Annotated in this window: 11 protein-coding genes; 2 read left to right on the plus strand and 9 right to left on the minus strand. The window is 66.4% G+C overall.

Annotated elements, in window-relative coordinates:
- Window positions 1-153: 153 nt before the first annotated feature.
- The 9 genes from BPET_RS14420 to ggt form a co-directional block, all read right to left on the minus strand.
- Window positions 154-1,251: a TRAP transporter substrate-binding protein gene (locus tag BPET_RS14420; protein ID WP_041862936.1), complete on the minus strand. Its 1,098-nt coding sequence runs from the start codon at window positions 1,249-1,251 to the stop codon at window positions 154-156.
- A 148-nt stretch (window positions 1,252-1,399) separates the two neighbouring features.
- Window positions 1,400-2,206, minus strand: a complete 807-nt coding sequence (truA, locus tag BPET_RS14425) for a tRNA pseudouridine(38-40) synthase TruA (RefSeq protein WP_012249754.1) — start codon at window positions 2,204-2,206, stop codon at window positions 1,400-1,402.
- 5 nt (window positions 2,207-2,211) lie between these two features.
- On the minus strand, window positions 2,212-3,906 hold the full coding sequence (locus BPET_RS14430) for a type IV pilus assembly protein FimV (RefSeq protein ID WP_012249755.1): 1,695 nt from the start codon (window positions 3,904-3,906) through the stop codon (window positions 2,212-2,214).
- A 186-nt stretch (window positions 3,907-4,092) separates the two neighbouring features.
- Window positions 4,093-5,223, minus strand: a complete 1,131-nt coding sequence (gene asd, locus BPET_RS14435) for an aspartate-semialdehyde dehydrogenase (RefSeq protein WP_012249756.1) — start codon at window positions 5,221-5,223, stop codon at window positions 4,093-4,095.
- Window positions 5,224-5,859: 636 nt separating this feature from the next.
- The gene (locus BPET_RS14440) at window positions 5,860-7,731 is read right to left on the minus strand and encodes a dipeptide ABC transporter ATP-binding protein (RefSeq protein WP_085970213.1); all 1,872 of its coding nucleotides are present in this window, start codon (window positions 7,729-7,731) and stop codon (window positions 5,860-5,862) included.
- A 14-nt stretch (window positions 7,732-7,745) separates the two neighbouring features.
- Window positions 7,746-8,624: an ABC transporter permease gene (locus BPET_RS14445; protein WP_012249758.1), complete on the minus strand. Its 879-nt coding sequence runs from the start codon at window positions 8,622-8,624 to the stop codon at window positions 7,746-7,748.
- The gene (locus tag BPET_RS14450; RefSeq protein ID WP_012249759.1) at window positions 8,621-9,565 is read right to left on the minus strand and encodes an ABC transporter permease; all 945 of its coding nucleotides are present in this window, start codon (window positions 9,563-9,565) and stop codon (window positions 8,621-8,623) included. The genes BPET_RS14445 and BPET_RS14450 overlap by 4 nt, the downstream gene beginning before the upstream one ends.
- A gap of 89 nt (window positions 9,566-9,654) precedes the next feature.
- The gene (locus BPET_RS14455; protein WP_012249760.1) at window positions 9,655-11,169 is read right to left on the minus strand and encodes an ABC transporter substrate-binding protein; all 1,515 of its coding nucleotides are present in this window, start codon (window positions 11,167-11,169) and stop codon (window positions 9,655-9,657) included.
- An 81-nt stretch (window positions 11,170-11,250) separates the two neighbouring features.
- Window positions 11,251-12,879, minus strand: coding sequence for a gamma-glutamyltransferase (ggt, locus tag BPET_RS14460; RefSeq protein ID WP_012249761.1), 1,629 nt, complete (start codon window positions 12,877-12,879; stop codon window positions 11,251-11,253).
- A gap of 113 nt (window positions 12,880-12,992) precedes the next feature.
- On the opposite strand from ggt, the gene BPET_RS14465 reads away from it, so the two are divergent.
- Window positions 12,993-13,895, plus strand: a complete 903-nt coding sequence (locus BPET_RS14465) for a LysR substrate-binding domain-containing protein (RefSeq protein WP_012249762.1) — start codon at window positions 12,993-12,995, stop codon at window positions 13,893-13,895.
- 129 nt (window positions 13,896-14,024) lie between these two features.
- Window positions 14,025-14,468: a general secretion pathway protein GspC gene (locus BPET_RS14470; protein WP_012249763.1), complete on the plus strand. Its 444-nt coding sequence runs from the start codon at window positions 14,025-14,027 to the stop codon at window positions 14,466-14,468.
- Window positions 14,469-14,513: the final 45 nt, after the last annotated feature.

Below are 14,513 nucleotides of genomic sequence, written 5' to 3' on the forward strand. Positions count from 1 at the left end.
TGGGCATGCGGGAGGGCCTCGGGGTGTCCGGCGGCTGGGGTCGGCATGCGGCACCCGTGCAGAACCGGCTTGTGGCGAGCGCTGCGGCGGGCTGAACCGGCGATTTTATAACGCCGAGTCAACCCGCCCGTTTGCTTCCCGTGGGCGGCCCGCCTACTTGTTGCGGCCGATGGTGCCCATGAAGCCGTCGAAGCTGCCTTCGGCGACGCGGAACCAGGGGATTTCGTTGTCGCGGAAAGCCACCATGTCGTCATAGACCTTCTTGAACATGGGGTCTTTGGCCGAGAATTCGGCGTAGACCTTGTTCGCCTCGGCGTAGCACGCGTCCATGACGGCCTTGGGGAACGCCTTGAGCTGCGCGCCTTGCGACACCAGGCGGCGCAGAGCGGCCGGGTTCTCGGCGTCGTACTTGGCGATCATGTCGGCCGTGGCGGCCGCGGAGGCCTGCGCCAGCGCCGCCTGGTAATGCTTGGGCAGCTTGTTGTAGACGTCCTGGTTCACGTACAGCGACACCTGCAGCGTGCCTTCCCACCAACCCGGGAAGTAGTAGTTCTTGGCAACCTTGTGGAAGCCCAGTTTTTCGTCGTCGTACGGGCCGATCCATTCGGCGGCGTCGATGGTGCCCTTTTCGAGCGAGGGGTAGATGTCGCCGCCGGCGATCTGCTGCGGCACGACGCCCAGACGCGACAACACGGCGCCCGCGAACGCGCTGGCACGGAACTTCAGGCCCTTGAGGTCATCGACGGTCTTGATCTCGTTGCGGAACCAGCCGCCCATCTGCGTGCCGGTATAGCCGCAGGGGAAGTTCACGATGTTGTACTTCTGGAACAGTTCGCGGGTGAGCTTCAGGCCGTTGCCATGACGCATCCAGGCGTTCATCTGGCGGGTATTCAGGCCGAACGGCACGGCGCCGTCGAAGCACAGCGCGGGGTCTTTGCCAAAGTAATAATACGAGGCGGTGTGGCCGCACTCGATAGTGTTGTTCTGCACCGCGTCGAGCACTTGCAGCGCGGGAACGATTTCGCCCGCGGGGAAGGCCCGGATGTTGAATTTGCCATCAGTGGCTTCGGCCACGTACTTGGCCAGGTTTTCCCCGCCGGTATAGATGGCATCGGCACTGCGCGGGAAGCTGGAGGCCAGGCGCCAGTTGAGCGTGGGGGATTCTTGCGCCAGGACCGGCGCGGCGAGCGTAGCGCCGCCAGCGGCGGCGGCACCCAGGGTGGCCTTTTTGAGGAACGAACGACGTTGCATTACGGGAGTCTCCTGGTTGGAAGCGGTGCATGCGCGCGCCATTCGTGTAAAACGGCCGCGCAAACGGCAGCTCGTGTAGAGGCTGCCGTTTTTTTTTCGTTCGCAATCATATAGGGATTCTTGATTGGTGCCTTCCTGCTGATAACCCTTAAGCAAATGTAAAAGGCGACAGTAGCTGCCCGCTGCCGTCCGTGTCGTTCAGCTTGTATTCAGGCGGATATTCGATCGCGGACAGATACAGCCCATCGGCCGCGAAGGTGGGCGCGGCCAGGCGGCGATCGCGCGCCGCCAGCACGGCCGGCATCCACGCCACAGGCTGGCGGCCCTGCCCTATTTGAAGCAGCGCCCCCATGAGATTGCGCACCATGTGGTGCAAGAAGGCATTGGCGCGCAGCGTAAAAACCAGGAACGGCCCGCGCTCGTCGATGTCCAGGCGGTGCAGCGTGCGCACCGGGTGACGCGCCTGGCATTGGGACGAACGGAAGCTGGAAAAATCATGCTCGCCCAGCAAGGCGGATGCCGCCTGCCGCATGGCCTGCACGTCGAGCGGCTGAAAGCACCAGCCGGCCCGCCCGGCCCACAGCGGCGGGCGGACCCGGCCGCGCCACAACAGGTAAAGATAAGTGCGCGAACGCGCCGAAAAGCGCGCATGAAAATCGTCGGGCACCGGCTGCGCCCACTGCACCGCGATGCTGGGCGGCAGGAAGGCGTTGACGCCGCGCACCCACGATTCGGCGCGCCGCTCCAGGCGGGTGTCCAGATGCACGACCTGCATGGCCGCATGCACGCCCGTATCGGTGCGGCCCGCGCACACGGTGGGCAGCGAGCCGTCGATGCCGGCGAAGCGGGCCAGCGCGGCTTCGAGCGTGTCCTGCACTGTCTGCCGGTGCGGCTGGGTTTGCCAGCCTTGCCAGGAAGAGCCGTCGTATGCCAGCCCCAATGCCATGCGCGGCATGCGGATCAGCGCGGCCCGCCGGGGCGCGGCTCGTCAGTGGGAGGCTGGTCGAGGTCGAGGCTGATGCCGTCGAGTCGGCGATCAAGCGCCGCTTTGTCGAAGACCGGCTCGCCGTACGATTCGTCTTCGTCGGCGCGGCGCGCGCCGGCTCGACGCAGCAGCCATGCCACGATGAGCACGATGATGGCCAGCGCGGCCGTCACGACGACCAGCAGGTTATCGGCCAGCCAGCCGGGGATCGAACCGGGCACGGCTTCATTCTGCGTCTTGCCTGCCGCCGCTGCGCCATCGGCCTGGGCGGCCGCTGACCCGGGTGCGCCCGTGGAGCCTGAAGCATTGGCGGCACTGGCAGCGCCTGTAGCGCCGGCGTTGCCTGTCGAACCTGCTGCACCGGTACTGCCTGCCGCACCGGTACTGCCTGCCGCACCGGCAGTGCCCGCCGCACCGGTAGTGCCTGCTGCACCGGTAGTGCCTGCTGCACCGGTACTGCCTGCTGCACCGGCAGTGCCCGCCGCACCGGTAGTGCCCGTTGCACCGGTAGTGCCCGCCGCACCGGTAGTGCCTGCCGCACCTGCCGGACCTGCCGCACCTGCTGCGCCAGCCGCGCCTGCCGCACCGGGAGTCCCGGCTGCGCCGGCGGCCCCGCTGCCCGCCGCACCCTCGGAACCGCCATCGGCCGCGGCCCCCTGCCCGTCCGCGGCGCGGTTCAGGGCATCGACGTTGCCTTGCAGCGCATTGACGCGTTGCTGGGCGTCACGCATGGCGTGCTCGCTGGAGGTGCGCGCATCGGATTGCGCCTCGTCGGGCGTCGCCGCGCTCAGGCGCAGGCGGTCTTGGGGCGTCGATCCCGTGGCGGCCTGCTGCGCGGGCGCCTGGCCCACCTGACCCGACGCGGCTCCGCGCCCCGCATTGATGGCCGAGCCGCCGGCGACATCGGCGCCCGCGCGGCCGCGATAGCGTGCAAAGGCCTCGGCCTGCTCGGCGAAAATGCGTCGGGCCTCAGCGGGATCGATGGCACGCACGGTGGCCGCGTCCGGGATGGACAGCGTCTCGCCGGCGCGCACGAGGTTCATGTTGTTCTGGATGAACGCCTGCGGGTTGGCGCGCCACAGCGCCACCAGCATCTGGTACACGCTGGCGTCCGGCACCGCGTTGCGGCGTGCAATGCGAAACAGCGTATCGCCCGATCGCACCGCGACGGAACCGGATGTGGCCGGCTGACTGCTGCCCGTGCCCACTCGCGCCGGCTGCACGCCCGCCGCGGCGCCGCGCTGGGGCACCAGGATGGTGACCTGCACCTGCCGCTGGCCGGCGCTGGACTGCAGATTAAGCAGCAAGTCGACCGCCGGCGTGGCCAGCGGTTGCGACGAGACGATGCGGACGTTCTTGTGCGTGGCGTCGGCCCCGTCCTGGATGGCCACCCGCACGCTGTCCAGCGGCACCGGGGGACGCAGGCCGGCGCGCTGCCACGCCCCGGCATCGGCCAGCGAGACCCGCAGTGAAGCGACTTCTTCGGGGGTCAGGCCGTTAAGGGGAACCACCACCTGCAGCGGCGCGCCCGGCGCGGACACCACGCGCGAATGGCCCACGGTGGCCGCTTGCGCCGCCGTGCCCATTGACGCGCCGATAGCCAGGGCCACGGCCCAGTTCAGGGCTTTGATACGACGGGTGTGGGAATAGCGGCGCGAGCGCAAGGTCATGGTGGGAAATCCTGCTATACGTATCGGTTTACCGGCCAATGCTGGCAAAGTGTAAAGGATCGAACGCGATTCACAAATTGGCAAACCGCCGCACGGCCTGCGGCGCGGCCCATATAGCGCAAAGGCACCCGCAGGTGCCTTTGCCGTGCCCTTGCGGGCCGCGCGGTGCCGGCAGCGCGGCGAAGCTCAGGCTTCGGCCAGCGCAATGCGCAGCATGCGCCGCAGCGGCTCGGCCGCGCCCCACAGCAACTGGTCGCCCACGGTGAAGGCGCCCAGGTATTGCGAACCCATCGACAACTTGCGCAGGCGGCCCACGGGGATATCGAGGGTGCCGGTAACGGCCACCGGCGTCAGCGCGCGCATGCTGTCTTCTTTGGTGTTGGGCACGACCTTGGCCCATTGCGTGCCCTGCGCGATCAGGGCCTCGATTTCGTCAAGCGGGACGTCGCGCTTGAGCTTGATGGTCAGCGCCTGGCTGTGGCAGCGCATGGCGCCGATACGCACGCACAGGCCGTCGATGGGCGTGGCCGGCGTGCCGAACGCCTGGCCGCGGCCGAGGATCTTGTTGGTTTCGGCTTCGGCCTTCCATTCTTCACGCGACATGCCGTCGCCCAGGTCTTTGTCGATCCAGGGGATCAGGTTGCCGCCCAGGGGCACGCCAAAGTGCTCCTGGGGCAGCGCCGGATCTTGCTGGGCCTGCAGCACGCCCCGGTCGATGTCGAGAATGGCCGAGGCGGGGTCGTCGAGCAAAGGCTTGACGGACTGGTTGAGCAGGCCGAACTGGGTAAGCAGTTCGCGCATGTGCTGGGCGCCGCCGCCGGAGGCCGCCTGGTAGGTCATGGAGGTCATCCATTCGACCAGGTCGTTGTTGAACAGGCCGGCCAGGCCCATCAGCATGCAGCTGACGGTGCAGTTGCCGCCGATGAAATTACGCACGCCGCGCTTGAGCGCCGCGTCGATGACCGGGCGATTGACCGGGTCGAGCACGATGATGGCGTCGTCTTTCATGCGCAGGGTGCTGGCGGCGTCGATCCAGATGCCGTTCCAGCCGGCGCCGCGCAGCTTGGGGTACACCTCGGTGGTGTAGTCGCCGCCCTGCGCCGTGACGATGATGGGCAGTTTTTTCAGAGCGTCGATGTCGTAGGCATTTTGCAGCGGGCCCGCGCCGTCGGCCCAGGTGGGCGCGGCGCCACCGGCATTGCTGGTGGAGAAAAATACGGGGTCGATCAGGGCGAAGTCGTTTTCGTCGCGCATGCGTTGCATGAGAACGGAACCGACCATGCCGCGCCAGCCAACCAGGCCTACTGCTTGCGTCATGTTCAATGCTCTTGAAGTGAAAGATGAGAAAAAGCCGTCGATCCCATCACTTTATCAAAATGCGGGGTAGAAATGTTGCACTGCAGGGAAAAATCGGGGACGGGCTTTGGAGGACTGGCCTTTGGGGAGGGCCGAGGAGCGCCGGGGGGCCTGCTTTCGCAGGGGCCGGACACTGTGCGATTGAGGAGGCTCTGCCCGCCTCGGTGTCTGACACCTTACGGAGTCAGACACCTGATGAACTATTGAGATGGCTCCTGCGCATTTCTATGTCTGACACCTTACGGAGTCAGACACCTGATGAACTATTGAGATGGCTCCTGCGCATTTCTATGTCTGACACCTTACGGAGTCAGACACCTGACGAACTATTGAGATGGCCCCTGCACATTTCTATGTCTGACACCTTACGGAGTCAGACACCTGACGAACTATTGAGATGGCCCCTGCGCATTTCTATGTCTGACACCTTACGGAGTTAGACACCTGATGAACTATTGAGATGGCCCCTGCGCATTTCGGTGCCTGACACCTGCGGAGTCAGACAGCTGGTGGGCGCCTGTCCGGCGGGCCGAGGACGCCTGTTCTGCGCGCCGGACACCTGTGCGGCCAGGCTGGGACCGGGGGGCCGGCCTGGGTTCAGGCGTACACGCCCACCGGGTGGCGCGCCACGTAGTGGCCGTCGGCCACCTGCACCAGCGGCGCCACCACTGGCTCGTCGCCCACCTTGCGCACCGGGCTGGGAATTTCGTCGACCAGCAAAGAGCGCGCGCGGTGACGGCGCTGCGGATCGGCGATGGGCACGGCGTCCATCAGTTTGCGCGTATACGGATGCTGCGGATTCTCGAAAATGGCGCGGCGCGGGCCGATTTCGACGATCTGGCCCAGGTACATGACCGCCACCCGGTGGCTGATGCGCTCGACCACCGCCATGTCATGCGAAATGAACAGCAGCGAGACGCCCAGCTCGCGCTGCAGGTCGAGCAGCAGGTTGACGATCTGCGCCTGGATGGAGACGTCGAGCGCCGACACCGATTCGTCGGCCACGATGACCTTGGGGTTCAGGGCCAGGGCCCGCGCGATACAGATGCGCTGGCGCTGCCCGCCCGAGAATTCGTGGGGATAGCGGTCGATCATGTCGGGCGACAGCCCGCATTTGTCCATCAGCCAGCGCACACGCTCTTGCGCGGCCTTGCCCTTGGCCACGCCATGGATCAGCAACGGCTCCATGATGGAATAGCCGACCGTCATGCGGGGATCGAGCGAAGCGAACGGGTCCTGGAAAATGAACTGGATGTGGCGGCGCAGGTGTTGCATGGCCGCGCCGCGCAGCGCGCCGATGTCCTGGCCGTCGAACTCGATGCGGCCGCCCTGGCTCTTGACCAGCTGCAGCAGCGAACGGCCGGTGGTGGTTTTGCCGCAACCCGATTCGCCCACCAGGGCCAGGGTTTCGCCGGGGTAAAGGTCGAAGCTGACGCGCTCGACCGCGTGCACACGCTTCTGCACGCGGCCCAGGAGGCCGCCCGCGATGTCGAAGCGGGTGACCAGGTCTTTGACCCGCAACACCGGCCCGCCGTCGCGGCGCACCGTGCTGGCCGCGCGGGTCGCGCCGGGCGCATCGACCGCTGGCCGGGCGCCGGCCTCGGCATCTTCGACGCGCAGCAGCGGGAACGGCGCGGGTTCGTTGGTGCCCCGCATGGCTCCCAGGCGCGGCACGGCCGACAACAGCGCGCGCGTATAGGCATGGCGCGGCGCGGCGAAAATGGCATCGGACCCGCCTTCTTCGACCTTGTCGCCACGGTACATCACCAGCACGCGGTCGGCCACTTCGGCCACCACGCCCATGTCGTGCGTGATGAAGATCACGCCCATGTCCATTTCTTCCTGGAGCTGGCGGATAAGCTGCAGAATCTGCGCCTGGATGGTGACGTCCAGCGCGGTGGTGGGCTCGTCGGCAATCAACAGTTGCGGCTTGCACGACAGCGCCATGGCGATCATGACGCGTTGGCGCATGCCCCCCGACAACTGGTGCGGATAGCGGTCGAGAATGGCGCGCGCTTCAGGAATGCGCACCCGTTCGAGCATGCGCAGGGTCTCGGCGCGCGCCGCCGACGCATCCAGGCCCTGGTGCAGTTGCAGCGCCTCGGCGATTTGCGCCCCCGCCGTGAAGCTGGGATTCAGCGAGGTCATGGGCTCTTGGAAGATCATGGCGACATCGGCGCCGCGCACCCGTTGCAGCACGTTTTCGCCGGCATGCGCCAGGTCGAGCACGTCGCCATTGCGCCGGCGCAGCTGCATGTCGCCGCGCACGATGCGCCCGCCTCCGTATTCCACCAGGCGCATCAGCGCCAGGGACGTGACCGACTTGCCGGAACCGGACTCGCCCACGATGGCCAGCGTCTCGCCGCGATCGACGTGAAAAGAGACATCGCGCACGGCTTCGACCACGCGCTCCGGAGTGTTGAAGCGGACGGTCAGGCCTTCGACCTGCACCACCCTTTTGGCATCCATGCTAGTCATCGCGTTCATTTCTCTTGCCTGGGGTCGAGGGCATCGCGCAGGCCGTCGCCCAGCAGGTTGAATCCCAGCACCGCCAGGAAAATCGCCGACCCGGGAAAGATCGACATCCAGGGGGCCTGGGTCATGAAGTTCTTGGCCGTGTTGAGCATTGAGCCCCACGACGGATTGGGAGGCTGCAGGCCCAGCCCCAGAAACGACAGGCTGGCCTCGGCAATGATGGCGGTGGCGATGGTGATGGTGGCCTGCACGATCAGCGGCGGCATGATGTTGGGCAGGATATGGCGCACGATGATGCGCGTATCCGATGCCCCCAGCGCGCGCGAGCTTTGCACGTAGTCTTCGTTTTTCACGGCCAGCACCTGTCCGCGCGCCAGCCGGATGAACTTGGGCGCGGCCGACACGCCGATGGCGATCATGGCGTTGGTCAGGCTGGGGCCCAGGAAGGCCGCCAGGGCGATCGCCAGAATCAGGAACGGAATGGCCAGCAGTGCTTCGGTGCAACGCGACACCACGCTGTCGATCCAGCCGCCGAAATAGCCCGATACCAGGCCGAACGGCACGCCGACGATCAGCGCGATCAGCACCGACACCAGGCCTGCCATCAGCGAGGCGCGCGCGCCGAACAGCATGCGACTGTAGATGTCGCGGCCCAGCTCGTCGGACCCCAGCCAGAAGGTCGCCGATGGCGCCTTGCGGATCGACATGAAACTGGTTTGCAGCGGATCGTGCGTGGCCAGCAGCGGCGCGAACAAGGCCAGCACCACCACGGCCAGCACGATGGCGGCGCCCAGCAGCGCGACGCGGTTGCGTTTGAACTTGCCCCAGGCGCGGTTGCGGCTGCGGGGCGGCGTGACGGCAGCGGCCGTGGCAGATTGTGCGCTCATGCGTGCCTCAGGCGGGGGTTGACCAGGATATACAGAATGTCGGCCAGCAGGTTCATGACGATGAAACCCACCGCCACGCACAGCACCACGCCCTGCACCACTGCATAGTCGCGCGTGAACACCGCGTCGACGATCAGCTTGCCGAAACCGGGAATAGTGAACACCTGCTCGGTCAGGACGGCGCCGGCCAGCAGCTCGCCGAACAGCAGCGTGACCAGGGTCACGATGGGCATCAGCGCATTGCGCAGCGCGTGCCGCAGCACCACGCGGCGCGGCGACACGCCCTTGGCGCGGGCCGTGCGCACGTAGTCGGCGCTAAGCGCCTCGAGCATGGCCGAACGCGTATGCCGCATCAGGTACGCCGCGATGGCGGTGGACAGCACCAAGGCCGGCATCAGCATGGTTTTCATCGACATCCAGAAGTCTTCGAAGGGCGAGACATAGCCCGACGCCGGCAGCAACCGCCATTTGACCGACACCAGCATGATGAGCAGGATGCCCAGCCAGAAGTTGGGTATGGACATGCCGGAAAGCGCCGCGACGTTGGCCCCCATTTCAGTGGCGGTGCCTTTGCGCACGGCCGCCACGATGCCCATGGGCACGCCGATGATCAGGGCGAAGAACATGGCCATGGCGGCCAGTTGCAGTGTGACGGGCAGCTTCTGGGCGATCAGCCGGGTGACCGGCACGTCGGTGCGCAGCGACTTGCCCAGGTCGCCCTGCAGCACCTGCGACACCCAGGCGCCGTACTGCACCGGCAAGGGGTCGTTGAGACGGTATTTATCGCGCAGGTAATCGAGCACGGCCGGGTCGCGCTCTTCGCCCGCGAGCGTCAGGACCGGATCGCCGGGCAGGATTTTCTGCAGCATGAAGACGATCATGGACACCAGGATCAGTGTCGGGATCGCCACCAGCACGCGGCGCAAGATGATTTTGAACATGGAAGGAACCTGGAATTCGGGTTGGCGCCAAGCGCGCGGGCCGTGCGTTGCGGCACGGCCCGGCGGTCAGGCGCGCGACTCGGCCCCGCTTATTGCGCGAAGGTCACGCCCTTGAGGCGGATCATGCCGTCGGGATAGGGCTTGAAGCCCTTTACCTTCTTGGCCAGCACGAACGGCCAGGGCTGGTAATAGATATACACCGCCTGGGCGTCGGCCTGCAGGATTTCCTGGGCCTGATCGTAGATGGCCTTGCGCTTGGTTTCGTCGGGCACGGTGCGGGCCTGGGCCAGCAGCTTGTCGACTTCCGGATTGCAGTAGCGGCCATCGTTGAGCGCACCCTTGCAGGTGACGAACTGGTAGATATTGCCGTCGGGATCGACCCGGCCCGACCAGCCGCGCATGAGCAGTTCGAAGTTGCCGCTTTGCGCTTCGTTCAGCAGCGCCGCGTATTCGGTGGGGCGCAGGCTGAGCTGGAAGCCGGCTTCAGCCGCCATGGCCTGCACCATTTCGGCGATAGCCGAGGTGGTGGTGTTGTTGCCGAAGGCCAGCTCCGCCTTGACCTGCTCTTTACCGGCCTCTTTCAGCAAGGCGCGAGCCTTGGCCACGTCGCGCGCGGGAATGGGGAACTTGTCGCTATGGTACGGGCTGGCGGGCGGAAACGGCTGGTTGGCCGGATCGAAAATGCCGCCGCCGACCACTTCGTTGATGACGTTGCGGTCGAGCGTGAGCTCGAAGGCGCGGCGCACCCGTTCGTCGGTGAACGGGTTGGTCTTGGCGCGTTCGCCATTGGCTACGTTGAAATAGAACTGCTGGTAGCCCAGGCCCGAAATGGGCGCGAACTGCAGGCTGGAGTCGGATTTGACCTGCTGAGCGTCCGACGGGTTCATGCGCTCGAGGATGTCGAGCCCGCCGGCGCGCAGGTTGGACAGGCGCACGGTGGTGTCGGGAATCGGCAGGAAGATCACCCGCTTGAACGCGTAGTCTTTCGCGTTGTAGTACTGGTCGAATTTGTCGAGCACGATGCGGTCGTTCTGCACCCGCTCGACGAACTTGTACGGCCCCGAGCACACCGGCTTGCGACCCACCGCGCCAATGTCGTCGGAAAAGATCTTGGGCGACAGCATCATGCCGGCGCGGTCGGACAGCGAGGCGAGCAGCGTGGCGTCGGGCTGCTTGAGCGTCAGCACCAGGGTTTGCGGATCGGGCGTGTCGATCTTGGAGATAGAGGCGAGCTCGCCCTTGCGCATGCTTTCTTTGAGCGTCATGGCGCGTTCGAGGTTGGCCTTGGCTGCGGCCGAATCGAACTTGCTGCCGTCATGGAACAAGGCGTCAGAGCGCAGCTTGAACGTCAGCACGGTGTTGTCGTCGTTCCAGGACCACGATTCGGCCAGTTGCGGCACGAACTGCAGCTTTTCGTTGACGTCGACCAGCTTGTCGCACAACGAGGTAAAGACGATGCGGCCGACATACGTGCGCGCGCGATGGGGGTCGAGCACGTCGGGGTCTTCTTGCAGGCCGATGCGCATGTCCTGCGCCACCGCGGCGCCCGACGCGGCTGCCAGCAGCGCGGCGCACAACCCCAGCTTGAAGTGCGTGAGCTTCATGATTTTTTCCCTTGTGTGAGCGTTATGGGTATGGAACCGGCGCCGCGAGCCCGACGCCGGTTCAGGATGCCATGGTTCGGCCTAGAAACCAACCGCCTGGCCGTCGCGACGGCTGTCGCTGGCGGCGACGTAGCCGTGCTCGTTGTCGCTTTCGTGCAGGCGCCAGATGAACTGGCCCGCGCCGAAGTCCATGTAAGGGTCGTCGACGGATTTCATGACGTGGCCCAGCGCGCGCAGGCCGTCGACGGTGGCGCGGCTCATGGTGGACTCGATGTCCAGCGAAAAGTCGCGGTTGACCTTCCAGCGCGGCGCGCAGCAGGCGGCCTGGGGCTGCTGGTGGTAGTCGAGCATGCGCACCACCGTTTGCAGGTGGCCCTGCGGCTGCATGTCGCCGCCCATGACGCCGAAACTCATGACGGGCTTGCCGCCGCGCGTCAGGAAGCCCGGGATAATGGTGTGGAACGGCCGCTTGCCGCCGTCGACCACGTTGGGCGACTTCGGATCCATGGAAAAGCCCACGCCGCGGTTCTGCAGGCTGATGCCGGTGCCCGGCACCACCACGCCCGAGCCGAAGCCCATGTAGTTGGACTGGATGAACGAGATCATCATGCCGTTTTCGTCGGCGGCGCTGAGATAGATGGTGCCGCCCGCATGCGGCCGGCCGGCTTCGAACTGCGTCGCGCGGTCCAGGCGGATGAGCTTGGCGCGGCTTTCCAGGTAGGCATCCGACAGCATCTGCTGCGGCGTGACGTCCATGGTGCGCGGGTCGGACACATAACGGTACAGGTCGGCGAAGGCCAGCTTCATGGCTTCGATCTGGACGTGCTGCGACAGCACCGAATCGACCTGCATGCTGCCGAGGTCGAAGTGTTCGCAGATGCCCAGCGCCATCAGCGCGGCGATGCCCTGCCCGTTGGGCGGGATTTCATGCAGCTCGTAGCCGCGATACGACTTGGAGATGGGCTTGACCCATTCAGGGCGGTAGTTGCGCAGGTCGTCGAGCGTCATGGCGCCGCCGCATTCTTTGCTGAACGCGGCGATTTTCTCGGCCAGTTCGCCTTCGTAGAAGTCGCGCCCGCCGCTGGCGGCGATGCGGCGCAGCGTGTAGGCCGCGTCGGGAATGCGGAAGTGTTCGCCGATGGCCGGCGCGCGGCCGTTGGGCAGGAAGGCCTGGGCATAGCCCGGCTGGTCGCGCAGTTCGTCGGCGGCGGCCGCCCATTTGTGGGCCACCACCGGCGGCACGGCATAGCCGCGCTCGGCGATTTCAATGGCGGGCTCGAACAGGTCGGCGAACGGCAGCTTGCCCAGTTTCTGGTGCAGCGCGGCCCAGCCGGCCACCACGCCGGGCACCGTGGCGGCATCCCAGCCGCGTTTGGGCTGCTTGGCCAGGCCATCGGGGCCGGTGCCGTACTTGCGCTTGAAGTATTCGACGTTCCAGGCGGCCGGCGCCACGCCCGATGAATTCAGGCCGTGCAGTTCCTTGCCGTCCCAGACGATGGCGAAGCAGTCGCCGCCCAGGCCGCACGAGACCGGCTCGACCAGCACGATGGTGGCGGCCGCGGCAATGGCCGCGTCCACCGCGTTGCCCCCTTTGAGCATCATACGCAGGCCGGCCTGCGCCGCCAGCGGATGCGAGGTGGACACCACATTGCGGGCGAACAGGGGAATGCGCGCCGTGGGATAAGGATTGTTCCAGTCGAAGGTTTTCATGGACGCTGCAGCTCGAGGCTCGAAGTTGGAAAACGGAGAAAAGACGATCGAAATTACTCTTGTGCTCTAATTAAATCAATTTGAATAATTGATTTAACGTACAAAATTATTTTATGAGTAGCATTCGCTTCCTGCGCAGCTTCCTGGCGGTGGCCCATCATGGCTCGTTTTCGGAAGCCGCCGAACAGGTCGCCCTGACGCAGGCGGCCATCAGTTTCCAGATGCGCTCGCTGGAAGCCGAGCTGGGCCGCGAGCTGTTCGACCGCAGCGGCCGGCTGGCCATCCTGAACGCCGCCGGGCGCGAGCTGCTGCCCGACGTCAAGCAGCTTGTCGACCTGTACGACCGCCTGAAATCGCCGCGCAACGCGCCCGGCATGCTGGCCGGCGCCGTGTCCATCGGCGCGGTGGTGTCGTGTATGGGCACGCTGTCGAAGGTGGTGTCCAGCATGAAGCGCGAATACCCGGGGCTGGACGTGCGCGTGTTGTCGGGCAAGGCCAGCGAACTGGCCGGCAAGGTCGAGGCAGGTGAGCTGGACGCCGCCTTCCTGGTAGAAAGCCGCCGCAAGATGGCCAGCACGCACTGGACCCCCCTGTACGAAGAACCGCTGGTCGTGGTGGCGCCGCCGTCGGCCACCGGGCAGACAGCGCTCGCGGTGCTGGCGGCCAACCCGTTCCTGCGCTTTGACCGCACCCAGCGCACGGGCCGCCAGATCGACCGGGTACTGCGCCGCCTGGGCGTGCCGGTCAGCGAGTTCCTGGAACTGAACGCCATTGAAACCTTGGTGGAACTGGTGCGCCAGGAGGTCGGCGTGAGCCTGCTGCCGCTGCTCAATGGCTCGAACTGGCAGGCGAGCCCCGACCTGCGCATCTTGCCGCTGCCCGAAGAGGCCGGGCATCCGGCCCGCTGCCTGGGCATGCTGGAACGGCGCGACCACGCGCGCCAGGACATTACGCGCGAGATCTGCGCGCAAAGCCTGGCGATGTTCCGGCTGCGGATGCAGCCTTTGCCGGCTTGACCACTACGAGCCAATTCGCAGCGTTGCTCCACTTCGCCGCCCCCCGCCGCGCGCTGCCGGAGAACGCTCACATGGTTGTCATGTCGATGGGTTAGGGTCTGGCTTCGTCCGTTGACCTGCCCTGCCCGCATGCGCCTGCTTCCGTCACTGAGCCTGCCTTATGCGCCGCGCGCCTTGCGCGTGCTGGCCATTGCCGCCACGGCCGCGGGAGCCGGCCTGTGGGGCGCGATTCTGCTGGCGCCCCAGCCTGCCGACTTGCCGCCAGCCCTGGCCGCCGCGCCGGAGCCCGTGTCGGACACGCAGGCCCTGGCCGCGCTGTTCGGCCAGGATCGCGCCATCGACACACAGGTTGCGGTGCTGGGCCTGATCGCGGCGGGCGCGCAGGGCTCGGCGGTGCTGAGCGTGGATGGCGGGCCCGCGCGCGCCTACCGGGTCGGCGCGCAGATCGCGCCGGGCCTGGCGCTGGCCGACGTATCGCCGGCGGGCATCGAACTGGATCGCAACGGCGCGCGCGTCAGCGCAGCCGCCCCGGCACGGGCCGCCGCGCCGCCGGGAATCGTGCCCGCGCCCTGAGCTGGACCAGCGTTAAACCGGGCAACAGCATTACTGTCATATTCC

The sequence above is a fragment of the Bordetella petrii genome, assembly GCF_000067205.1.
In the GTDB taxonomy this organism is placed as follows: Bacteria; Pseudomonadota; Gammaproteobacteria; order Burkholderiales; family Burkholderiaceae_B; genus Bordetella_A; species Bordetella_A petrii.

Bases quoted from the DNA above. Each gene is read 5' to 3' on its own strand.
- BPET_RS14440 (WP_085970213.1), bottom strand. From the start codon at position 7,731: ATGGATGCCAAAAGGGTGGTGCAGGTCGAAGGCCTGACCGTCCGCTTC.
- BPET_RS14470 (WP_012249763.1), top strand. From the start codon at position 14,025: ATGCGCCTGCTTCCGTCACTGAGCCTGCCTTATGCGCCGCGCGCCTTG.
- BPET_RS14455 (WP_012249760.1), bottom strand. From the start codon at position 11,169: ATGAAGCTCACGCACTTCAAGCTGGGGTTGTGCGCCGCGCTGCTGGCA.
- BPET_RS14420 (WP_041862936.1), bottom strand. From the start codon at position 1,251: ATGCAACGTCGTTCGTTCCTCAAAAAGGCCACCCTGGGTGCCGCCGCC.
- ggt (WP_012249761.1), bottom strand. From the start codon at position 12,879: ATGAAAACCTTCGACTGGAACAATCCTTATCCCACGGCGCGCATTCCC.
- BPET_RS14465 (WP_012249762.1), top strand. From the start codon at position 12,993: ATGAGTAGCATTCGCTTCCTGCGCAGCTTCCTGGCGGTGGCCCATCAT.
- asd (WP_012249756.1), bottom strand. From the start codon at position 5,223: ATGACGCAAGCAGTAGGCCTGGTTGGCTGGCGCGGCATGGTCGGTTCC.
- BPET_RS14430 (WP_012249755.1), bottom strand. From the start codon at position 3,906: ATGACCTTGCGCTCGCGCCGCTATTCCCACACCCGTCGTATCAAAGCC.
- BPET_RS14450 (WP_012249759.1), bottom strand. From the start codon at position 9,565: ATGTTCAAAATCATCTTGCGCCGCGTGCTGGTGGCGATCCCGACACTG.
- BPET_RS14445 (WP_012249758.1), bottom strand. From the start codon at position 8,624: ATGAGCGCACAATCTGCCACGGCCGCTGCCGTCACGCCGCCCCGCAGC.
- truA (WP_012249754.1), bottom strand. From the start codon at position 2,206: ATGCCGCGCATGGCATTGGGGCTGGCATACGACGGCTCTTCCTGGCAA.